General features: G+C 50.6%; 25 protein-coding genes. 13 read left to right on the top strand and 12 right to left on the bottom strand.

Annotation, left to right across the window (positions count from 1 at the left end; translation table 11 throughout):
• Positions 1 to 17: 17 nt before the first annotated feature.
• Together QZV31_RS05465 and QZV31_RS05470 are read right to left on the bottom strand one after the other, a co-directional pair.
• A complete protein-coding gene (locus QZV31_RS05465; protein ID WP_295358852.1) occupies positions 18 to 314 on the bottom strand; it encodes a hypothetical protein in 297 nt (98 codons plus the stop codon).
• Positions 315 to 316: 2 nt separating this feature from the next.
• Positions 317 to 514 (bottom strand): helix-turn-helix transcriptional regulator, encoded by a 198-nt coding sequence (locus QZV31_RS05470; RefSeq protein WP_295358854.1) that lies wholly within the window; start codon positions 512 to 514, stop codon positions 317 to 319.
• A gap of 167 nt (positions 515 to 681) precedes the next feature.
• On the opposite strand from QZV31_RS05470, the gene QZV31_RS05475 reads away from it, so the two are divergent.
• From QZV31_RS05475 to QZV31_RS05495, 5 genes are all read left to right on the top strand, one after another.
• A complete protein-coding gene (locus QZV31_RS05475; protein ID WP_295358856.1) occupies positions 682 to 1,311 on the top strand; it encodes a helix-turn-helix transcriptional regulator in 630 nt (209 codons plus the stop codon).
• A complete protein-coding gene (locus QZV31_RS05480; RefSeq protein ID WP_295358857.1) occupies positions 1,308 to 2,579 on the top strand; it encodes a site-specific integrase in 1,272 nt (423 codons plus the stop codon). The genes QZV31_RS05475 and QZV31_RS05480 overlap by 4 nt, the downstream gene beginning before the upstream one ends.
• Before the next feature lie 232 nt (positions 2,580 to 2,811).
• Entirely contained in the window at positions 2,812 to 3,030 is a 219-nt protein-coding gene (locus QZV31_RS05485) for a BrnA antitoxin family protein (protein WP_295358860.1), read from the top strand.
• 236 nt (positions 3,031 to 3,266) lie between these two features.
• The gene (locus QZV31_RS05490) at positions 3,267 to 3,566 is read left to right on the top strand and encodes an STAS domain-containing protein (RefSeq protein WP_295358862.1); all 300 of its coding nucleotides are present in this window, start codon (positions 3,267 to 3,269) and stop codon (positions 3,564 to 3,566) included.
• A gap of 69 nt (positions 3,567 to 3,635) precedes the next feature.
• Positions 3,636 to 5,852, top strand: a complete 2,217-nt coding sequence (locus QZV31_RS05495; RefSeq protein ID WP_295358864.1) for a SpoIIE family protein phosphatase — start codon at positions 3,636 to 3,638, stop codon at positions 5,850 to 5,852.
• A 130-nt stretch (positions 5,853 to 5,982) separates the two neighbouring features.
• Here the strand turns inward: QZV31_RS05495 and QZV31_RS05500 are convergent, their stop codons facing one another.
• Together QZV31_RS05500 and alr are read right to left on the bottom strand one after the other, a co-directional pair.
• The gene (locus QZV31_RS05500) at positions 5,983 to 6,831 is read right to left on the bottom strand and encodes an SH3 domain-containing protein (protein WP_295358866.1); all 849 of its coding nucleotides are present in this window, start codon (positions 6,829 to 6,831) and stop codon (positions 5,983 to 5,985) included.
• 198 nt (positions 6,832 to 7,029) lie between these two features.
• Positions 7,030 to 8,151, bottom strand: a complete 1,122-nt coding sequence (alr, locus tag QZV31_RS05505) for an alanine racemase (RefSeq protein WP_295358868.1) — start codon at positions 8,149 to 8,151, stop codon at positions 7,030 to 7,032.
• A 369-nt stretch (positions 8,152 to 8,520) separates the two neighbouring features.
• On the opposite strand from alr, the gene QZV31_RS05510 reads away from it, so the two are divergent.
• Together QZV31_RS05510 and QZV31_RS05515 are read left to right on the top strand one after the other, a co-directional pair.
• Complete coding sequence (locus tag QZV31_RS05510; RefSeq protein WP_295358870.1) at positions 8,521 to 9,471, top strand: ATP-binding protein; 951 nt, start codon at positions 8,521 to 8,523, stop codon at positions 9,469 to 9,471.
• A gap of 157 nt (positions 9,472 to 9,628) precedes the next feature.
• Positions 9,629 to 10,504, top strand: coding sequence for an EamA family transporter (locus tag QZV31_RS05515; RefSeq protein ID WP_295358872.1), 876 nt, complete (start codon positions 9,629 to 9,631; stop codon positions 10,502 to 10,504).
• 295 nt (positions 10,505 to 10,799) lie between these two features.
• On the opposite strand, the gene QZV31_RS05520 is transcribed toward QZV31_RS05515, so the two are convergent.
• The gene (locus tag QZV31_RS05520; RefSeq protein WP_295358874.1) at positions 10,800 to 11,810 is read right to left on the bottom strand and encodes a DUF6765 family protein; all 1,011 of its coding nucleotides are present in this window, start codon (positions 11,808 to 11,810) and stop codon (positions 10,800 to 10,802) included.
• A 318-nt stretch (positions 11,811 to 12,128) separates the two neighbouring features.
• Here QZV31_RS05520 and QZV31_RS05525 point away from each other — a divergent pair, with 318 nt between their 5' ends.
• The 3 genes from QZV31_RS05525 (at position 12,129) to thpR (ending at position 14,283) form a co-directional block, all read left to right on the top strand.
• Positions 12,129 to 13,109 carry a diaminopimelate dehydrogenase gene (locus tag QZV31_RS05525; RefSeq protein WP_295358876.1) on the top strand — a complete coding sequence of 327 codons (981 nt, stop codon included), beginning with the start codon at positions 12,129 to 12,131 and terminating at the stop codon, positions 13,107 to 13,109.
• A gap of 114 nt (positions 13,110 to 13,223) precedes the next feature.
• The gene (locus QZV31_RS05530; RefSeq protein ID WP_093729814.1) at positions 13,224 to 13,592 is read left to right on the top strand and encodes a YegP family protein; all 369 of its coding nucleotides are present in this window, start codon (positions 13,224 to 13,226) and stop codon (positions 13,590 to 13,592) included.
• A gap of 190 nt (positions 13,593 to 13,782) precedes the next feature.
• Entirely contained in the window at positions 13,783 to 14,283 is a 501-nt protein-coding gene (gene thpR, locus QZV31_RS05535) for an RNA 2',3'-cyclic phosphodiesterase (protein ID WP_295358879.1), read from the top strand.
• A 76-nt stretch (positions 14,284 to 14,359) separates the two neighbouring features.
• On the opposite strand, the gene QZV31_RS05540 is transcribed toward thpR, so the two are convergent.
• The 7 genes from QZV31_RS05540 to QZV31_RS05570 form a co-directional block, all read right to left on the bottom strand.
• Positions 14,360 to 15,472 carry an alkaline phosphatase family protein gene (locus tag QZV31_RS05540; protein ID WP_295358881.1) on the bottom strand — a complete coding sequence of 371 codons (1,113 nt, stop codon included), beginning with the start codon at positions 15,470 to 15,472 and terminating at the stop codon, positions 14,360 to 14,362.
• Between the two features lie 41 nt (positions 15,473 to 15,513).
• Entirely contained in the window at positions 15,514 to 15,675 is a 162-nt protein-coding gene (locus QZV31_RS05545) for a hypothetical protein (protein WP_295358882.1), read from the bottom strand.
• A 218-nt stretch (positions 15,676 to 15,893) separates the two neighbouring features.
• On the bottom strand, positions 15,894 to 16,061 hold the full coding sequence (locus tag QZV31_RS05550) for a YvrJ family protein (protein WP_295358884.1): 168 nt from the start codon (positions 16,059 to 16,061) through the stop codon (positions 15,894 to 15,896).
• 18 nt (positions 16,062 to 16,079) lie between these two features.
• Positions 16,080 to 16,301, bottom strand: coding sequence for a DUF2922 domain-containing protein (locus QZV31_RS05555; protein ID WP_295358886.1), 222 nt, complete (start codon positions 16,299 to 16,301; stop codon positions 16,080 to 16,082).
• Between the two features lie 178 nt (positions 16,302 to 16,479).
• Positions 16,480 to 16,704 carry a DUF1659 domain-containing protein gene (locus QZV31_RS05560; RefSeq protein ID WP_295358888.1) on the bottom strand — a complete coding sequence of 75 codons (225 nt, stop codon included), beginning with the start codon at positions 16,702 to 16,704 and terminating at the stop codon, positions 16,480 to 16,482.
• Between the two features lie 223 nt (positions 16,705 to 16,927).
• On the bottom strand, positions 16,928 to 17,560 hold the full coding sequence (locus QZV31_RS05565) for an N-acetylmuramoyl-L-alanine amidase (RefSeq protein ID WP_295358890.1): 633 nt from the start codon (positions 17,558 to 17,560) through the stop codon (positions 16,928 to 16,930).
• 306 nt (positions 17,561 to 17,866) lie between these two features.
• Positions 17,867 to 18,196 carry a helix-turn-helix transcriptional regulator gene (locus QZV31_RS05570; protein ID WP_295359035.1) on the bottom strand — a complete coding sequence of 110 codons (330 nt, stop codon included), beginning with the start codon at positions 18,194 to 18,196 and terminating at the stop codon, positions 17,867 to 17,869.
• A gap of 484 nt (positions 18,197 to 18,680) precedes the next feature.
• Between QZV31_RS05570 and QZV31_RS05575 the strand changes: the two genes are divergently transcribed.
• The 3 genes from QZV31_RS05575 to QZV31_RS05585 are packed head-to-tail and all read left to right on the top strand — an operon-like array spanning position 18,681 to position 21,746.
• Positions 18,681 to 19,463 carry a sigma-70 family RNA polymerase sigma factor gene (locus QZV31_RS05575; RefSeq protein ID WP_295358892.1) on the top strand — a complete coding sequence of 261 codons (783 nt, stop codon included), beginning with the start codon at positions 18,681 to 18,683 and terminating at the stop codon, positions 19,461 to 19,463.
• 49 nt (positions 19,464 to 19,512) lie between these two features.
• On the top strand, positions 19,513 to 20,550 hold the full coding sequence (locus QZV31_RS05580; RefSeq protein WP_295358894.1) for a hypothetical protein: 1,038 nt from the start codon (positions 19,513 to 19,515) through the stop codon (positions 20,548 to 20,550).
• A 2-nt stretch (positions 20,551 to 20,552) separates the two neighbouring features.
• Positions 20,553 to 21,746 carry an ATP-binding protein gene (locus QZV31_RS05585; protein ID WP_295358896.1) on the top strand — a complete coding sequence of 398 codons (1,194 nt, stop codon included), beginning with the start codon at positions 20,553 to 20,555 and terminating at the stop codon, positions 21,744 to 21,746.
• Positions 21,747 to 21,836: the final 90 nt, after the last annotated feature.

The raw sequence follows: 21,836 nt of genomic DNA on the forward strand, positions 1-21,836 counted from the left end.
GTCCCACCGGCACGGGCCTATTTCTTTTTCCCGAGTAATAAAGCTTTCATTCGCTCGGCCCTGCTGCTGTACCCATCAAAACCGGCGTCCGGCAGCGCCGTGATCCTGCACTTGCGCTGCCTGGGCAGGTCCGAAACCTGGGCCGGAATATTTTGATTTTTGAACAGCTCCAGCCGGACAAGTGTCTCGTCTTTATTCAGCAGATAAACGCGGCCTCGCTGCCAGTGCTCCAGCTGCCCCGTCCGACACATTCGCCGGATGGTTTTCAGGGGCCAGCCAGTTTCCGCGCAAAATTGTTTTGCAGAAATTACCACGATTAGCCCTCCTTCAGCAGCGCCTTCGGCGAAACACCCAACGCCGCCGCAAGTTTCCCTATAGTGGGAATCGTTGGGACCGTTCCAGCGTTCAGGATCCGCGTGAGCGCAACATAATTTACACCAGCTTTTTCAGACAACTGCCGGATGCTTACACCCTTCGAAGCCATGATACTTTTCAACGCGATGACATCAAACATTTTTTAATCCTCCATTCTAAATTTTTTAGACAGCAATATTGAATTGCTATCTTTACACTGATTTTAACTTGTGATATAATACCATTGCAATAGCTTAAAGGTTATTCAGATTTATGTTTTAACCTTTTTCAGGTCAATTAATAATCAGAAATCATGGAGGAAGCAAAATGCTACAAGAAAACCTGAAGAAACTCCGGAAAAAACGCGGGTTCGAAAGCATAGAGGATTTTTCCAAAGCGATCGGCATCCCGCCCACCACCCTGCGCGGTTACGAAAGCCCGACAAAACGCGCCTGGCCTAAAGAGGAAACACTGTTCAAAATCTGTGAAGTGCTGGGCTGCAGCTTCGACGATCTGCTGGGCTCCGTCCCGGTGGCGTCAATATCCACAGCTAAAACTGTCCTGGCCGATGCTGGCGTCAAATTTGCCGATACCGGGGAAAGCATTGAAATTCCCTTTGCGCAGTTTTTCGGGCTGGATGAGCTGCAGATCACGCCCGGCAGCGACGGCTCCACGTTCCAGGCCGATTATGAGGACGTTGTGCGTTGTGTCAATTTTGCACAGCAAAAAGCTAAAGGCCGAATCAAAGACTTCCTGCCGCGAGAATTCCGGGCCAGCTTGTTCAGGGCCCTGCAGTTTGAAGTCCAATATGGCCACTGGCGCGAGACACTCCAGGCCCTGCCTAAAGCCGTAAAGGACGGCCACCCTGTGGAAATAGAGCCCGGCAGCAAGTTTAACCCTGATTATTTACCGGCATTACCGAAACTTAAAGCAGAAAAGGACGGTGAAAAACAATGAAGCGTGAAGGCACCGTGTCAAAAGTCACCCTGAAAAACAAAAAAGGCGCTGCCTATGAGTACTGGCAGTGCCGGTACTATGACAACACCGGAAAACAAAAGCGCAAACTGTTTCCGCCCACCCAGGAAGGCCAGCGCGAGGCCAAACGGTTCCAGGCCTCCATGTCAAAACAGAAAAGCGACGGCGAATTAGTAAGCACTACTCAGACCGTCGCCTCATGGTTAGACGAGTATGTTACAACGTATAAAGGCGCAGGAAACCTGCGGCCCCGTTCCCTGCAGCGCCTCATTCAGACCTTTTCCCTGATAGAGGCCGGACCGCTGGCCAGCGTTCCCCTGGACAAGCTGAACGGCGCTGCCGTGCAGAAATTTTATAACCAGCTGGCCGCCGGTGGCTGGAAGGACCGCGAGGGAAAAGAACACAAGAAGCTATCCTCCAGCACCATCGGGAAGGTCCACAAGCTGCTTGTGGCAGCGTACAAACGGGCCAAACAGCTGAACATGATAGGCCGTAATCCCATGGATGCCGTGGACGGTGTGAAGGTCACCTATAAAAAAATGAGTGTTTTCACCGCTGAGGAAATTGGCCGGATATTCCAGGCCCTGAAGGATATAGAAACCAACAAATACAACTGCACCCAGCGTTATGACTACACCCTGCTTTTCCTGATGCTGCTGGAAACCGGTTGCCGTGTGTCAGAACTGCTGGCCCTGCGCTGGGAGGACGTAGACCTGAAAAAGCGTGAAATATTTATCCACACCAGCAAGGCCCGGGACGGTCAGTCCTTCAGCGACCCAAAGACATCTGCCGGTCGCCGCTCCATCCCTATCATCTCTAACGATCTGCTGGCAAAGCTGAAGGCCTACCGGAATCGGGACGGCATAACACGTATGGCCGGGTATTTATTCGAGACACAGAACGCTGGCGCGATCTGTTATAACCGGGTCCACCTCATGTGGAAACACGTCTGCAGCCTGGCAGCGATCGAAGGGAAAACCATCCACTGTTTTAGGCACACATTCGCGACGCAGCTGCTGGAAAAAGGAATACCCACAGCGGAGGTCAGTCGAATCCTGGGCCACGCTGACAGCGCGATCACTTACCGGATGTATGTGCACTCCATACCAAATTATAATCAGACAATCATTAAGCAGTTAAAAGGAAAAAGCCTTGCAGGTGACACCAGCAAAAAAACACGCCAGCAACGCAAACAAGGCAAACAACAAGGCAAACAAAATTCAGAAATGCGTCAACCACAGGCCCTGTGAGCATTTCATCCCCCGGCCTTCTAAGCCGTGGGTCGGGGGTTCGAATCCCTCCTGGATCACCAAAAGAATGCAGTCCCCATGCGTTTTTGAGCCACATGGGGACTGCTTGTATTTTTAAACATTTCTAATAACTTTTCACTGGCTTCTTGCATAGTAATCATTTTTTTCATCCTTTTGACATATAATTATTTAATACTTATAATATAAATAAAAAAATGTAATGGTGATAAGAATGAGAGAAGAGTACGATTTTTCCAAAGGCCGCAAAAATCCGTATATTAAACGATTGAAAAAACAGGTTACTATGAATATTGATTGCAGCACGATTGAATACTTTAAAGATCAGTCAGAGGAATCCGGTATCCCCTATCAGGTTCTTATCAACTTATACCTTGCTGACTGCGTGAAGCAAAAGAAGAAATTCCAGCCCAGCTGGGTAAAGGATGCCTGAAACTCCATAGAAAAAACTCCGGTGAACGTACCCGAAATGCGTTCCCGGAGTTATTTTTTTGCAAAGAATCGGGCCAAATTTTGTGGCTTAGATTTTCAGCGGAGACCTCTTTTCAATTATAATAAAGTAAAACTTACCTTTTTTACGAAGCAAAAACATGATATAATATTATTTATAATTATAATGTAATTATTAAAGTAGGAAGATGTTCCCTTTTGTGCGGAGGCATACAGGTTATGGAAATCAGAAAAGAAAAAAACGGAAATGCGCTCATCCTTCATTTGTCCGGAAAGCTGGCCATAAAGGAAGCCCAGGCCCTTGATCAGGTGGTGCGTTCAGAACTGTCCGGCATTACGGATCTGACCTTGGACATGACGGAAGTGCCCTATATTTCTTCGGCCGGACTGCGTGTGCTGATCATTGCCCAGAATATGATGGACGAAGCCGGCGGTACCCTGACGATTACCCATGTGAGCGAAATGGTGGGCAGCGTCCTGCAATTGACGGGGTTCAGCGATTTCATGAAGATTGAGTAAAATGACAGTTTCGGAACGTAACAGAACGGCGATTCCTGTTTATTTAGAGTTTTTGGGGAACGTGACAGTATGAAATTCGGGAATTTTAAGATGAACCTGCAAAAGAAGATTTTTGTACTGATGTTGTCGGTCGGCGTGGCAGCTTTCATTTTTATGGGGATCGTGGCCATAACCGGCATGTACATGGTCAACAATAAAATCAATAACGCCGGTCAGCAGATGTCTGAAAACACCTCGGGATTTACCGAGCAGTTTGCAGAAGACCAGATCAAAACGAGCCTTTCGATCCAGGCAATGGAAAAGGCGGAGCTGGTACAGCAAAAACTGGAAAAAGCCATGGAAGACGTGGTGTACATGGCCGACGTCATGATGCGGATCATGAAACATCCCGGGAATTACCAGCCCCGCAGCCTGCCCAATCCCCATGAGAGCGAGGTCAAATCAGGGCAGGCTTACCTGAATTTCAGTACGGATATGGCGCAGCGTTACGGCTATGGCGCATCGGCCCGGGAAAGAGGCCTGGCCTCCAATATTGCCGATACGCTGGAACCTCTGGCAAATTTATACCCTGCTTTGTTTTTCGGTTCAAAAAACGGGTATCTGATTGCGGCAGACGTAACCAAGAACGGGGAAGCCAAACAATTCAGCCAACAATTTCTGGATCACTATGATCCCCGGGAGATGGGCTGGTACAAACTGGCCGCGGAAAAACGGGAACCGGCTTTCACCAGTTTTTATGTTGATTCTAACGGCAACGGCTGCGTCACCTGCGTGGCGCCCTGCTATGACGGCGGCGAACTGGTGGGCGTAATCGGGCTGGACTGTAATCCGGAAGCCATTTTCCAGTTAGCGGACCGCCGCGGCGTCAAAACGCAGGAGCGCAATAAACTGTACCGGCGCAGCTTTGTTATGGAGCAGGCTACAGGAAAAGTGCTGTTCTCGTCGTATGACGAAAACAGTATACTGGCTGTAAAGAAAGAAGCCACCGATCTGCGCAACTGTGCGGAACCAAGCATAGCCAGAGCCGCTCAGGAAATGGCGGACGGCAGGGAAAGCGTGATGCCGGTAACGGTGGACGGGACCGACTGCTATCTGGCCTTTGCGCCCATTTCCAAAGTTGGCTGGAGTTACGGTATTTTGAGCAAAAAATCGGAAACCGTTTATCCGGCCCTTTATGCAAAAGAAAATGTTCTGAGGCAAATGAAGGATTTTGCCGAATCCATTCACGATTCCTTTTTCTCAATCCTGAAAGGTATGGTTCTGCTCCTCCTCCTGCTGCTGGGCGCCCTTTTCTTAATCAGCAGCAAGGTAGCCCGGCGGTTTGTGGAGCCGATTCTGGAAGTCGTGAGCGGCGTACGGGAAATTGCCCAGGGCAACCTGGACAAGAAGATTGAAATGAAGCGGGACGATGAAATTGCGATCCTGGTCGACAGTATCAACGATATGACCGCCAAGATGAAGGACTACATAGACAACCTCTCCACGGTTACGGCGGAGAAGGAACGCATTTCCACCGAACTGGATCTGGCGAAAAACATCCAGGAAGGCATGCTTCCCTCCATCTTCCCGACCTTTTCCAACTGGAAGGAGTTTGATCTGTACGCCACGATGGATACGGCTAAGGAAGTAGGCGGCGATTACTACGACTTCTATAAGTTAGACGAAAACCACATTGCTATCACGATCGCCGATGTTTCCGGAAAAGGAATTCCGGCAGCTCTCTTCATGGTAATTGCCAAGACCGTTCTCAAAAACATTGCCATAGGTGCGGCTTCCGCTTATGCAAACGGCAGCGAACCGGATTTTGCCGCCGTAGTTGCGCAGGCGAACCGGCAGCTTTGCGAAAACAACAAAGAAACCATGTTCGTCACGCAGTTCTTCGGTGTGCTGGACATTCGCACAGGGGTCTTCTGCTATGTGAACGGCGGTCATAACACGCCTCTTGTGGGGCGTAAATCTGCGGACGGGATTACCTGGGACTATATGCAGATTGCGCATCGTGGTGTTATCGTGGGCGTGCGGAAGAACGCAACGTTTGTCATGGAAAGCCTTACACTGGCGCCCGGCGACTTGCTGTATCTCTACACCGACGGTGTGACAGAGGCTATGGATGAGGAAGGAAACCTCTACGGTGAGGAACGGCTGAAGGACACGCTGAACCGGTTAGGAAACAAGGAAACGATAAAGGAAATCCTGACCGGTGTAAAGGAAGATGTGACAACGCACGTGGGTACGGCGGAACAGTCCGACGACATTACCATGCTGGGATTGCGTTACCTTGGATGAATCACTGTCTGAACCGCCTCACAAGGCGACAAACGATATTCGTAATGATTGTGTAAAAAAACAGTCCCCATGTGGTTTTAATCGCCACATGGGGGCTTCGTTTTTATTTATATGTTTTTTCAAAACCGGTTCAGAACCGTTTCCCTTCTCTGATGTAATTGCCGTTGACCCAGCCCTGAATCCAGCCATACTGTTTATTGTAGTATTTTACTTCGTACCATGAATCGCCGTCGGCCGCCGTAATTTTATTTAATAACGTTACATAATCGTCTTTGAAAAACACGCCGAGGCTTTCGTAAGTTTCGCCGGGGCCGATACGGATATTCACTTCGTTGGCCGTGATGTAGCCGGGCGCGTTAGCCGGCCATTCCGGCGTCATTTTCCCGACGAATCCGCCTTTTTGCACAAAAGGCAGGACTTCCTTCACGAAAAGGGCAGCCAGATCGATGTTTTTCTGTTCCGTGATATTTCCGTGATAATGACCGGGTGCGGCGCCTTCACCGCTGAAGAGCCGGTCCGCGGGAACCATGTTCCCGTTTGTGTCGTAATCCACAAGGATGTACATGGGAATCAGATGATGGCTGCCGCGCCATTCGCCAAACTGATGGTCTTTATCATAGCTGTCGTTATGGATCAGGAACTGTGTGATGAACAGCCCTTTCTTTTTACTGTTTTCCTTGTCCAGGTCTTTAAACACCGCCTCCGGGTTCTCAATGCTGGCAATGCGGTTGTTTTTGAGGTCAAGGATATACACCTTCCCGTTTACGTTCGCCATAAATCCGTTAGGATTATTGCCGTAGGTTGAACAGGCAACATTACCCCGGACGCCGAAACGTTGCAAGGCAGCGTCCGCGTTTTGGGCAGATGCCGCGCCGGCAGTACTGCTCAGGGCAAAAACGGCGAATACGGCAGTCATGCAAATCGTCATGGCCCATGCGGAAAGACGGTGTAACCGGCCGGTTTTATTTTTCTGTGTCATTGTCATACCCTCCCCTGTTGCGTTTTTAGAAATAGTTTTACTTTTGTCAGTGTAATTATACCACAAAAAGCGTATAGGGTTCGCAGGATTTATTACGATACAAAAACACGGCATCGTCTGCCCGAAGGTAAACAATGCCGAGTTAAATAATTCTATAAGAGTCATCATCCTGCAGCGCGCACCCTGGCACCACGCATGTTAGTCCCGCACATAGATCCGCGGAATGCGGGGGTGCAGCACGCAGAACATTTCATAGGAAATCGTGCCGACGGTGGCCGCCACTTCTTCGGCAGGCAGTTCCGGCCCGCCGTAAACGATCACGTCATCCCCCACAGTCACGTCCGGGATATCCGTAACATCCAGCATGATCTGGTCCATGCAGACGCGGCCCACAATAGGAGCCCGTTTGCCCCGGACCACCATGCAGCCTTTATTGGACAGATGCCGGCTGACGCCGTCCGCATACCCTATGGGAACCGTAGCGATGCGGCTTTCTCTTTCCGTGGTAAAAGTTCTGCCGTAGCCGATATCCCGCCCGGCAGGCAGTGTTTTCACAAAGGCCACCTGGGTCTTTAATTTCATAACCGGACGATAGTCCTTGTACGGTTCTGTAATGTCTGCCGGTCGCGAACCGTACAGGGTGATGCCCAGTCGAACCATGTCCAGCTGGTATTGGGGCAGTTCCGCAATGGCCGCGCTGTTGGCGATATGCTTGATAGGAATCTGCAGTCCCGCAGCTTCCAGCGCTTCCACGCCTTTCATGAACTGCCCGTACTGATAATCCGCATAGCTTTTATCTTCCACATCTGCCGCGGAAAAATGGGAAAAAGCGCCCACCACTTCAATCCCCTGCATGGATTTCACTTTTTCCGCAAACGCAGCCGCTTCGTCAATCTTTATGCCAATCCGGTGCATGCCCGTGTCCAGGGCGATATGGATTTTGGCTTTTTTACCGCGCCGCAGCCCGGCTTCATTCAGCAGGGTCAGGCGTTCTTCATCAAAGACGGCATGGGCGATGTTAAACCGCACGCAAAGGTCTGCCATAGACGGACGGACAGGCATAGCCCCCAGTACGAGGATCGGTTTGGTGATGCCCGCTTCCCGCAGCTCCACCGCTTCCTGTACCAGCGCCACCGCAAAATAATCCACGCCGGCCTCTATGCAGGCGATGGCCACCGGAATCGCGCCGTGGCCGTAGGCATTGGCTTTTACCACCGCGCAGAGTTTTGTGCCCACGTTCAGATTTCTCTTGGCCACTTTAATATTATTCACGATAGCGTCCAAATTCACTACTGCCCTTGTTCCCCGGTCAGGTTGCATGAGTTTCTCCTCCCGTATTGAAAAAGTCTGTGCTGTTACGACCGGTTGCGCTTTAGCAAAACCACGGGCGGACAGCTAGTCTTTCCTGTATTTTTTACCGATTGTTCTCCCCAAGGGGCAAAACAACAAACAACAGTAGTATTATAGCATACTTTTTACCGTTGTATGTAACATTTTTTTATAAAAACAAAATTTTTTAATTATTTTTTGCTTCTTTTCCGATAAAGAGCGGATGTGTGGTATAATGAATCGTGCCTCGCGGTTACGATTGACTATGTAACATAACATTCCTATATAACGTTATTATATAACATTACCATATTAAATTACATGACTATGTAACGCAGAACCACAAAGAAGGATAACAACATGTGCAACACCGACATCAAAAAGCAACAGCAGGAAGGCGCGGTCACGGATTCGGATTACGCAGACCGCAACCGCCTGAAACACATTGAAGCGTCCCTGCGGACAAAATACAAACATAAAATTTTTAATAAATTCGTCCAGGCGATCTGCGACTTTGATTTAGTGCGCCCCGATGACAAAATCGCCGTCTGCATTTCCGGCGGCAAAGACTCCATGCTCATGGCAAAACTGTTTCAGGAACTGAAGCGAAGAAACAAAATCCCCTTTGAAGTAAAGTTCCTCAGCATGGATCCGGGCTATGCGGAACGAAACCGGCAGCAAATCGAACATAACGCCGCGCTGCTGAACATTCCCATCACGTTTTTTAACACCAAAGTGTTCGATGCGGTGTTTCACGTGGAACAAAATCCCTGCTACCTGTGCGCCAAAATGCGCCGAGGTTTTCTGTACCGCCACGCACAGGAGGCGGGCTGCAATAAAATCGCGCTGGGCCATCACTTCAACGACATCATTGAAACCAGTCTCATGAGCATGATCTACGGTGGTGAAATACGCACCATGATGCCCAAGGTGAAAAGTGCCAACTGGGCCGGCATGGAACTGATCCGCCCCATGTACTATGTGCGGGAAGCCGATATCAAACACTGGCGGGACGAAAACCGTCTGGAATTCTTGCAATGCGCCTGCCGCTTCACCGAACGGATCGCCGCCGCCAATCCGGACGATCCCGCCCCATCCAAACGGCAGGAGATCAAACAGCTGATTGCCAGGTTGTCGGCGGAGAACCCCCAGGTGCCCGACAACATCTTTCATGCCATGGAAAACGTAAATCTTTCCGTTGTATTAAAATATAAATTAAACGGCACTCTTCATAATGTATTAGACGCATATGATAATGAAGAACAGGAAAAGCAGGAGCAAAACATCGGGAGTGTTTGCGATATTCCATGAGGTGAAATGCGTCGTAGTGGCGAGACTGTCCGAGGGGCGAAGCCCCGAGTTTCGAAGCTACCGACGCATGAGTCCATGGAATAGCAAACAGGAGCGGTTTTGCACCGCCTTTTCCTGTTGCAATAGTAACCATTCTATTTAAAGGACGTTCCCTGACATGAAACACTCTGCGGCACTTTCCATAGCAGGCGCCGGAACCCTTTGGGGCCTGATCGGCCTCTTTGTCAACCTACTGGCGGCCAAAGGTTTTGCCCCGTTGCAGATCACTACACTGCGCGTGACCATCGCCCTGCTGTTTACCGCCCTGATCATCTGGCGTACGGACATACGCCAGTTTTTTATCCGCCCCAAAGACTGGTGGATGTTTTTCGGCAACGGCGTAATCGGACTGGTCTTTTTCAACTGGTGTTACTTCAACGCCATCGCAGGCGGCAGCCTGGCCATCGCGGCCCTGCTGCTTTATACGGCGCCGGTGTTTGTGATGCTGATGTCCGTGATCCTGTTCCACGAAAAACTCACAAAAGAAAAAATCGTGGCCCTGATCCTCACCTTTGTCGGCTGCGGCTGTATCACCGGAGCCTTTGCCGGCAATCTGTCCGTCAGCCGGGAAACCTTTCTGTACGGTTTGGCCAGCGGTTTCGGCTATGCGCTGTACAGCATTTTCGGCAAGCCCGCCACCAAGCAATATTCAGCCCTCACGGTCAGCCTCTGGTGTTTTCTCTTTGCCGCCGCTTTTACCCTGCCCCTTTCCGGCCTGGCCGGTAAAGCGGCTTTGTTCAGCGACAGGATGGTTTGGGGCGGTATCCTTGGTATCGGACTGATCAGCTGTGTATTTCCCAACATATTATATATGCGGGGCCTGCAACAACTGGAAGCCGGCCACGCCGCCATCCTGGCAACCATCGAGCCGGTAGTGGCCGCCATCGTCAGCTATCTCTTTTTAGGAGAAGCCTTTACGTGGCAAAAGGTACTCGGCATCGTGTTAATTTTGTCCGCGGTACCGATACTAAACCGGAACGCCGGAAAATCGTAGATTATGTGCAGCAGATTAAATACATATTACTATTTGAATAAAACGGAACGAATGAAGGAGACGCTGATTAAACATAAAGGAACAAAAAAAGCAAACGTGCAAGGTTTCGCAAAACCGCTCCTGTTTGCTATTCCATGGACTCATGCGCCTGTGGCTTCGAAACTCGGGGCTTCGCCCCTCAAACAGTCTCGCCACGACGGCACATTTCGTCTCATGGAATGTCGCAAACACTCCCGATGTTTTGCTTAAACCTTGCACGCTTGCTTTTTATTTTTGATTTTAATTTATTGTTTCATCAATACCCTTTGTACTTTTTCCCCAGCCGGTCAATGCCGTTTTCTTCCAGCTTCTGTTTCACCCAGAAGAAGTGGTCGTTGATTTCGTCATAGAACTGCTTACGCCAGTTCATGTCATCTAAAATCAGGCCGATACTGTATTCCACATTTTTATCGCCGTCATCAAAATCCTTAAACTCAAAGAAATTTTCCCGGATGCGGTCGATCCAGAACCCGTAGCGCCGGTCGATATCATCTGTCTGGAAGCCCTTGAAACATTCGGACAGCTTATCCCGCTGCTCCATGGTCAGCCCCGTTTCCGGCACGCCGCTGACATGCTGCAGGATTGCGTACAACTCTTCCGAAGCGTCCATGAACTCGTCCCAGTTCTTGCGCCCGCCGGTAAAGCGTTCCCCGCTCTTCCACCACAGGTACGGCATATCCGGACAGTGCACCGCCGCCGCATGCCCCAGCGGCATCACCAGATCCAGCACCTTACTGAGGAACGTGGAATCCAGCATTTCGTCCAGCATCTTTTCCACCATACTGCCCTGGGTGGAAAACAGCAGATCCTTCACCTGGTTCACCGCATTGTTAATGCCCGCAAACTCCTGATGAGCCCAGGTATCGGCCAGCACATGCATGCCCACGCCTAAACGGAACACATAATTGGAATTATCCAGTGTGGTATCATACAGCCTGTATTTCAGCCGTTTGGCCATGACGCTGTGCTTTTTGCAGACCAGCTTCTCGGCCTCGGTTTCCCCCTGCAGCCCCGGCAGAAAATGGAACGGGATCCAGATATCCTCGTTGCCCTTCCCGGAAATGTTCCCCCACACGTTCTGACAGGAATACCGCACCTGTATGCCCCGGGCAATATTTTTTTCCTCTTCGGCGTCAGAAAACGGCGTCGAATCGAAATTATCATCCACCAGCTGGGACGCGGCGGCAATCGTCCGCGCATTGAAGCTGCCAAAATCAGCCCAGCGGGAAAGAACATACACTGTACCAAAATGATAATCCAAATCCATGATCATACCTCTTATGCAATCCGCATTGCAAATGTTTTTATAATAAAAATAGGAAAAAAGAATCCGGACATCCGCCCGGTTGCTGTAACATGTAAAATACCGTGGAATTATTATATCACAGTCATACTTTTTTGGTAAATTTTTTATAAAAATGTTCACAAAATCGCCCAAATTTGATACATTAGTAAAGGGAATTACTGCTTTGCCCGTCCGAACGCAAAAAACCGTTTTCAGTATTCCCTTGTATTAGATAGGTAAGAAACCTGCGGGCAACAGACAATGCATCTGAATATTTACACAGAGGGGAGTTTTACAACTATGGAAAAAAAGATTCGCATCGGCATCTGCGGTTACGGTAACCTGGGCCACGGCGTGGAACTGGCGGTGAACCGGGCGGAAGACATGGAACTGGTGGGCGTTTTCTCCCGCCGCGATCTTCCCGGCACGGCCAGCGGGGTTCCCGCCATCAACTTAAAGCATGTGCTGGAATATAAAGACAAAATCGACGTCATGATCCTGTGCGGCGGTTCCGCTACGGACCTGATCGACCAGGGACCGGAGCTGGCGCAGCATTTTGTCACGGTAGACAGCTTCGACACCCATCCCCGCATTCCGGAACATTTCGCCAACATGGAAGCGGTCACCAAAGCGAACAACACCGCCGCCATCATTTCCGTGGGCTGGGATCCGGGCCTGTTCTCCCTGCTGCGGGTACTGGGCGACAGCGTGCTGCCGGAAGGAAAATCCTACACCTTCTGGGGCAAGGGCGTAAGCCAGGGCCACTCCGACGCTATCCGCCGCATCCCCGGCGTGAAGAACGGCAAACAGTACACCATTCCCAAGGAAGAATATCTGGAAGCCGTCCGCAGCGGCAAGGGCACCGACGCCCCGGGCAACGAGATGCACCTGCGGGAATGCTTTGTGGTGCCGGAAGAAGGCGCGGACCTTAAGGCCATTGAAACGGCCATCAAGACCATGCCCAACTACTTTGTGGGTTATGAAACCACCGTTCATTTTATCTCGGAAGAAGAGTTCGCGAAAAACCACAGCGGCATCCCCCACGGCGGCTTTGTATTCCGCAACGGGAAAACAGACGATACTACCGGCCATGTGATGGAATTCTCCCTGAAGCTGGACAGCAACCCGCAGTTCACCTCCAGCGTGCTGACCGCCTTTGCCCGGGCCATGTACCGCCTGCATTTCGAGCAGGGAAAATGCGGTGCTTTCACCGTGCTGGACATTCCGTTCGCGCTGCTTTCCCCCAAATCCCCCGCCGATTTGCGGAAATCCATGCTGTAATTCACTGCAACTCTTGTTAAATTCTAATTTCCTTACAGATTTTTCTTGAAATTTAACGTAAATCGTGGTATCTTGAGCATAGGGACTATATATTTTGTAAGGGAGGCAATTCAAATGGGAAAATTTTTGGTAAAAGAGTCCAAAGCCGGCTTGCGTTTCAATCTCGTAGCCAATAACGGCGAAGTGATCGCAGCATCTCAGGTTTACAAATCTGCTTCCGGCTGCAAAAACGGCATTGCCAGCGTAGCAAAGAATGCGCCGGTTGCCGCCATCGAAGACCAGACCGTAGAAGGCTTCAAAGTGGAAAAGAATCCGAAATTTGAAGTGTACACGGACAAGGCCGGCGAATTCCGTTTCCGCCTGAAAGCAACCAACGGCCAGATCATCGCCGTAAGCGAAGGCTACAAAGCCATGAAGAGCTGCCTGAACGGCATTGCTTCCGTAAAAAAGAATGCAGCGGATGCAAAAATCGTAAAAGAATAAGCTAAATATCGATAATCTACTCTTATTTTTTGGCGGACGCCTTCATCGGCGCCCGTCTTTTTCGTATAAGATTTCAGATACGGATAAGCGCAGGCCCCACTAATACTTTTCATTTTTCCTGCAAACTTTTCAGTAGAATTGCCAAAAAGCGACTTCTATATCATTATCATTCAAAATTGAGGAGAAACGTATGAGACTGTTTATCGCCATTCCATTATCTGATGCCATGAAAGACGCACTCACTGCCGTACAGGACGAGATGTACGACAACGGCGTCCGCGGTAATTTTACGTCCAGGGAAAATATGCACCTTACCCTGGCCTTTATCGGGGAATACCCGGATAAAGACCAAGTGATGGACGCTCTTTCGACCGTGTCCTTTTCCGCGTTTTCCCTTTCGCTTTCGGGTATGGGCTGTTTCCGCGACCTGTGGTGGGCCGGTATGGATGAATCGGCGCCCTTGCACGCCGTGGTCCGCCGCATCCGCCATGCGCTGGCCGACCATAATATTCCTTTTGACCGGAAACGTTTTTCACCCCACATCACGCTGATCCGCAAAGCCACAGGAACAATGCCCGGAATCCAGATTGAAAAGGTTTCTATGCCAGTGGAACGCATCTTGCTCATGCGGTCTGACCGTGACAAACACGGCATGATTTATACCGAGGTGGGAGAAATTGTGAAAAAGTAAACGGCCCCTGTATAAAAAACAGAAGCCGTTTCTTTTACCATTCTGTCCATTGTTTGCAGATCGCGTATCCAACAAATTATAACGACTTAAGCAACACCGCCGCAATGTCCTTGCTGTACTGATAAATCTCCTCAGGCGCAGCCGGATGGATGGCCAGCAGCGGCACTTCCTGTTCGTACAGGGAACCGTGGGTGCGGCTTGCGTCCGTCACCAGTGTGGCAGTTCCCCCCAGTTCGCCGAACGCACAGTCCGGCGCCGCAAAAATCACATAATTCCCTATCCCATGCAGCGGCAGATGCAGTTTTTCTGCCGCTTCTTTATTTGTCATCACGGCTTCAATCTCCGGTCTGGACTGAATCAGAGCCAAAAGCGCGTCTTTCTCTTCCGGTTTTTTAAGGAACAGATACAAAATGCCGCCTTCCTGATAGACATGATTTTCCCTGTACCGGTCTTTCAACGGAGCCAGGCAGAAAATGTGCAGCCCCGCTTCGTCTGCCAGCTGCTGAAAATCCAGCAGGTAATGTTTCTGGTTCATGCCGTGGTCAGCAGTAATATAAATCTGCCGTTCTTTGTCCGCTTCGTGGATGGCTGCCACTGTCTCATCAATTTGCCGGATCTGCAGCTGCGCTTCAGTCACTTCCGGCCCGAAATGATGGAATCCGTAATCATTGGTGGTACAATACACCAGCGCCGGGTCTTCTTTTTTAATCACAGCCAGCGCAGCGTTCACGATCCACCCGGAACTTTCCAGGCTGCTGACCGCCGGCGGCGCGGGCAACCCATATTCTTTCAGCAGCGAAGCATCCGGCGTCTGCACACTGATACCGATATCCGCCGCATGACCATACACGCCCAGCAGTTTTCCCTTTACCGTTAGAAAAGCTGTCTTCAGCCCACGCTTCCGGTAAGCCTGCAGAAGCGTCTCCGCTTTCATGAAACCTTTTTCTTCAATATAGCCTTCTTCGCCCGTAATTGGATTGTAATAATAATTACCCACCATGCCGGTTTCCGAAGGAAATTTCCCTGACAAAATTGATGCATGGTTCACGTTGGTAACGGTAGGTACCACAGCCTTCACTGTTTTGACAAAACCGTACTGCTTTGCCAACCTGTGAATATTCGGCGCAAACTCCGGCGTAATGTATTCCGGCGCGCATCCATCAATGACAAGAATTAAGACTTTGTTCATGATAAACGGACTCCTTCGTTGCATTACCCGCCTCCTGTTTTTTATCGTTCTTTCATAAACAGCATTCCTTTTGTAAATATAATCTGACGGTACAGGGAATTAATAATCACAGAAACCGGAATACCGAGTTTCTGTAAAATATCTTCTGCTTCCTGTTTAATATCGGTTTCAACGTGTGCACTGACCGTAGAATCTTTTAACATGGCAAACGTCACCTCCTAAATTTATTGTACTTCATTGTCTTGCAATTTGCAAAACACCGAATAAAAAATGTCCGCGTGCCGGAATTTAATTTCTTCCGCTTTCTGTATGCAGCCTTTGGTATTCATGCCGGGCGCACCTAACAAAAAACGCTCACACCTTTCGATGTAAGCGTTTTTCCCGAGCGACACGCAATCATTTGCACGCCGTTCTCTTTTTTCTACTTTTTGGCAACGTCGCCGCGCATGGCGGCGATGTTGCAGCTCAGCTCCCCAATCACGTCCGTGAGGCCGGCCAGTTTGTTTTCCATGCGTACCAACAAAAACCAGCTCAGCACTACCGGGAAGCCGAAATCTTTAATGAAGCTGAACACTTCCGCGGTTTCCATGTCGCGACCCCCGTTTCATCACTCGGAAACAGGATCCAGCGTGGTAGTACGCAGACGTCCGCCTACGGCTTCCACAATGTCGCCGCCGGTGGTAGCGAAGATGTTGCTGTCAACAATTACCTGCATGGCGGCGTCGATTTCCGCCTTCGTTACGCCGGACTTGGGTTCTTCAATGTTGAGTACCACTTTCTTGCCCGCCGCATTTTTAAAAATCAAATCCAGATCGGTATCAGAAGTCATAGTCTTCTCCTCCTTCTTCACTTATTCATTCACTTTCTTCACACGTTTTTTGTTGAGGAAATCGTTAACCCCGGAAGGGTTTGCCCCATCGCGAATCTTTTAGGCGGTGACTGCAAGTGATCTTGCAGGATGCCGCCGTAGACTTCGCGGGGGAAGGAGGGGTTAACGATTTCCGTCATCAGTCTTCGGCCAGAGTTGCCCGTTCCACGATGTTCAGTCCGGTAATGTCATTATCGAACAGACCGCCCAGTGCTTTGCCCACCGCCAGCAGTTTTTCCGGTTCTACGTCCGGTTTCACGTTGCTGTAGGTGTAGCTTTTGGTTACGGGGTTGCCATCCACGTCCTGCCCGCGCAGGATGGAAATGGATAAGGTACGTTTCACTACGTTCATAATCGCTGCCATGTTGTTTCACCTCCCTTCTGCTATTATTTGTGAGAGCGTTACAGCTTTTCTGTTACAGCTGTCCACTCCCCCGTGCGGGTCTTACCGCTCACCCGGCTTACATCTGCAGGCCATACGATTCTGCCGCATGCCGCTTTGCGCGCCCGCTTATCTGAACTGCGGCTACTCAGGGCAAATTCTTTTCGCCGCAGGCCAAATCATACTGTCTCCGCCAATTCCATCACTACGCGGCATTCTCCATATGCTGCAAATAATAATTCGCCTTGCCACGAAGCAGCGGGCCGCCCGGTTCCAGTTCCCCGTACAGGTTGGTCTGGGGCAGGAACCACAAATCCCAGCGCATATCGGCGTCCCCGTCGCCGGGGCCGTAGCAGTCCGCAAACGCCGCCTCGCAGTGGGTCATTACCGTTTGCGGCGTAATGGGCAGACACAGTTCCTCGCAAAGGATCGCCACTACCCTTGCCATTGCCTCGATCTGTACAACCGTAGGCGGTTCCGGGCCGAAGTCAACCAGGGCGCATTCTGTCCTTGCGCAGTGGGGCATTTCAAAGGCCTGCTCCACGTCAAAGCCGGAACAGCCGTCCGGCAGCCAGCAGCAGGCGTCCACGCCGCAGCACAGGGCGATGCCGATGGAACTGTGGTTCCGCCCGTATGTGTGTTGCTTAAACTCCAGCAGGCTCTGGCAATTCACATAGACGGTTCCGTCCTTATCAATACACAGGTGGTAGTCGTCGTAGTCCTGGCCGTAATACCCGGCGGTCCAGTGCAGGTAAATATCCTTGATGCCGTTCTTAGCGTTGCGAGCCATAGCCCGCAGCCGATTTTCATGAATCACTTCAGGGTTAGGTACGAACATTTTCATCACACTCCTTTTCGTTTTGGGTTTCGTATTTTGTCCCCCACTTGTATAAACAGGATACCCCCCTAAAATGCAAGTCGCTTTTTAAAAAAATTTTAATTTTTTTTTGCTGCCGCTTTGCGGGAAAAAAGAAAACAGGAGAACACACACCCTCTCCTGCGCAAAATATAAATGGAAGCAAAATAAAAACGCGCCGCAGCGATTCCCAACGGAACCGCTGCGGCGCTGTCATATGCGACGCTCGCAACACTCATGAAAATATCGAATTTTATTCAGGTTTTTTGGTAAGTATCACTTAACCATTCAATTTGTCTCCGGATCCATATGTCCCAAAAATTGAGACAGCAACTGTATATGGGTATTCAGGGCTTCCACTTCTGCTTTTACACTGCAAAGCAGCCCCGTATTCATTACCACTTGCGGCGCATCCTGGCGCATGTCCAGGCTGTCCGGGTCATAATACCCCGGACGGATAGACACCCCAAGCGCCTTCTCCAGTTTTTCCAGGTTTGCAGCCGACGGTTTTGAAGTATCCGTCTCCCATCTTGAAAATGTAGTTTCCGATACATCAATTTCCGCCGCCAGCCCACGCTGGGACTTTCCAGCCATGATTCTGAAATGTTTGATTAACATGCCAGTTGTATAATAACAGGTTTTACTAAGCAAATGAACCTCTCTTCCTCAATAGTTTTCCATGAAACGTGCGTAGTATGTAGCCGCCGCACAGTTATGTATTATAGCGCAGGGAAAAATAATTTGCAAGTATTCTCTAAAAAATCATATAATTAAATTTTATGCCTTTTTAAATTTCATTATCATGATCCACTGTACCCCGTTTCACCGACCTTTCACAAATCTTTCACAATTGCAAAATGTAAAGAAACCTGTGGGGAAAACTTCAGGAAAATGTAAGATCATGTCAAGTTTCTTAAACTTTTCTTTCACTCTTTACATCAAACCTGGCATTTCTTTACATCTTCCCCAACTTTTCCTTACAACCTTCTGTAACTTGTATTTTGCCGGGTTTTCCCTTACTCTGAAATAGCCGCTTGCGGTAAAAACAAAATATGGATCCGCTGCAACAGTTGCAGCAAAGGATCCGGAAAGAAGGGAAACCATGAAACAAGAACTTTGCAACGAAGCAAACCTCTTTGGCTCCGCTATGCCTGGCCGGACTGCGCAGCAGCCCGGGGCAACCCGCACCGGCGCAAAAGCGCCGAAAGAAACGCCGCCAAACAACGATGGCGCTGCCAGGCGGCAGATTATACCGCCGAAGGCCCCCCCGTGGAACGAATGGCTGCGCCTGGCAAGGCAGGGCAACGAGCACGCAAAGCTGCGCTTCTGCACCCAGGCGGAACCGTTCATCGAATTGTTTTGCCGTATCAGGTACTTCCGGCGCTTCCTGGGAGAAGAAGAAATCCGGGGCATCGCCGCACTGAAGGTGATGGAGTTCCTGATGGAATACCCGGATCCTCCGGAAGACAAAGAGATACCCGTCCTGTTAAAACGCGTGATCCGTAACGCGCTCCTGTACCCTACAGAAAAAGCGGAAGTACGAAGCCGCCGGGAACAACGGCCGGCCACGTTGCAAGGCGACGGCGAAAAGGATGGCGAAGTCAATGCCATCGAGGGTTTTCCTGCAAAGCGCAGGGAAGAACCGGAAGCAAAGCTGCTGTCCAAGGAGCTGCAGAATGCCACAGCAGAAGCCATGCAACAGCTGCTGCCCAGCGAACAGAACGTGATTCGCGCCCTGTTCTTCCGGAACAAAACGATAGCTGCTATTGCCAAGGAACTGCAGTGCACCCGCCAGAACGTGGAGCAGATGCGGGACAGGGCGCTGCGCCGTCTGCGCGAGTTTTTTGAGGGACAGGGTTTTAACAGCGGCGTGTTCTGTCACTGAGCCTATGCGTCAATGTTTTAAAAATTTTTACAAAGGAGTTTGCTACGTTATGGAAATAAAATTTATTAACCAGCTTCTGAAGCTGATGGAAAAAGCAATGGAATGGTTGCAGGAATTATACGAGGCCGCCCGGCAGGGCGGCTTCCCTCTCTTTTCCCTGCTGCCGCAGAAAACGGCCATGGAACTAACCACGGCCCACACCGGCCTGCCCGCCTGGGACGACGAGGCCATCAAACGGGAATACCAGCGGATGCTGAACCGTAACCGGGTTCGCCGCTGCCGGGAGCGGAAAAAACTGAAAGCAACATCCACCACTGCCGGCGAGCCGCAAGCCGCTACGGGTAACGAAAATCCCAATGCATGTAACGCCGAGACCATTACCGGTAACGCAAAAAACGTTACTTGTAACGGGGAAACCGTTACCGGTAACGGCGTAACGGCCTTGGCGGAAACCGTGCAAGCCCGCATGGAACCCGCCGCCGCACCTGCCGCCGTAACGGAAAACGGCAACGCTGCCGTTACGGCTTGTAACGCTCCGGTAACGCCCGGTAACGTTTTTGCAAAAAAAGAAAAAGAAACAGAGAAAAGAAAGAACCAAAGAAAAGAGATAAATAAAAATAAAAAAATTAAAACCAATATCGCTGACGCGATGCCAAAAAGCGCGCGCGCATGTACGCATGAGGAAGGAGCGGAAAAGAAAATGCAGGTACTGATCCCCACCGCCGAACTGCCGGACGTATACCGCAAAATCGTCAGCGCCTGGAACCAGCTGCCCCTGCCGAAAAAGTTAAGCGGCTTGTTCCCTTCGCTGGTAAAACGCCTGCGCTTTTTGCTGGAAAACTACGGAGAAGAACAGGTACACAACGCCATCGCCAGTATCTCCGACAGCCCGTTTTTGCTTGGCAATTCCAAAAACAACCGGGGATGGGTGGTTTCCCTCCACTGGTTCCTGGATCCGGAACACTTTGAAAAGATTCTGGGCGGCGAATATCACGACAAAAAGAACAGCGGCGGCTCAGGCTTTTTTGAGATGGGCGACGAGCTGAAGCCGTTGCCGGAAGGGTTTATGGGAACGGTGGTGTATTAAGCGTGTGCGAACATAACGAAGGCAGAAAAAATCACGAGCCGAAAGCGGTCAGCGATATTATAACCGACACGCCGCTCTTCGCAGGCATGCAGGACAACGGGGGAACAACTGCCCGCGCCGCGACAGGCGACGCCGCAGCGGTTGAACCGCAAAACAATTTCGGTGCGTCCGTCCCCGACAACATCCCCGGCACGCCGGAATACAACTGGCAAAAGTACGGCTACACCCTTATCACGGAAGAAACCATGAGCGGCGGCCCCCATCCCGGGGACTACGAAAAGGACGGGGTGCTGCACTGCGGCTACTGCCACAAACCGAAATATATTCTGCACAATCTCTTCGGGAAAGTAAAAGCCTTTCCCGTTGACTGCGACTGCCTGAAGGAATGCCTCGCCCGCATCGCCGGGGAACGCAGGCGACGGGAAGAATTAATCAAGGCGGAAAACTGCCGCAGCCACGCCCTTCCCTACGCCCACATGCGCCAGTGGAACTTTGCCAACGACGACGGGGGCAGCCCTGTCATTACCGGCTACGCCAAACACTACGCGGAGCATTTCGCGGAATTCAGGCCCCGGGGGGAAGGCCTGCTCCTGTTCGGCATCAGCGGTACCGGCAAAACCTATACCGCCGTGCAGATCGTCAACGCCTTGTGCGACAAAGGCTACCGCTGCCTTGTCACCAGTTTCCTGGATATTGTCACAGACCTGCTTTCTCTGAACCGGGAAAAGCGGCAGGAATATATCAACGACATCTGCCGTCACGACCTGGTGGTGTTCGACAATTACGGCACGGAACCCGGAACCTACTTCAGCGACATGAACGTGCTGGAAATCGTCAATATCTGCTACGACAAATTCGTGCCCGTCATCGTCGCCACATCCCTGTCGCCGGAAATCCTGGACAAAGAGACCAACATCACCCGCAAATCGGCCCTGACGCGGTTAAAGGAACGCTGTTACTGCCTGACACTGGCCAACGTGCAGCGGAAAAATAATCAGGCGAAAGAACGCAACGACCGTTACCGCAAATTGCTGGGCATCGCGGAAGACGATGCTTCCTCACAAAACTGGCCGAAACCGGACAAGGCAGGTTGCAGCAAACAGCCTGTCCATACCAGCGGCAAAACCAAAACGACCGAAATGCCCAATCTGTACGAAGACATGGCGCCGGCGGACGGCGCGGAAGAGGAAGATTGAACCGCAAAAACGGGAACCCCATAAAATACAAAAAACCTGCTGTGCAGCCGCACAGCAGGAACATAATCGAAAAGAAAGAGGAGAAAAGCC

The sequence above is a fragment of the uncultured Succiniclasticum sp. genome (genome assembly GCF_902793885.1).
GTDB lineage: Bacteria > Bacillota > Negativicutes > Acidaminococcales > Acidaminococcaceae > Succiniclasticum.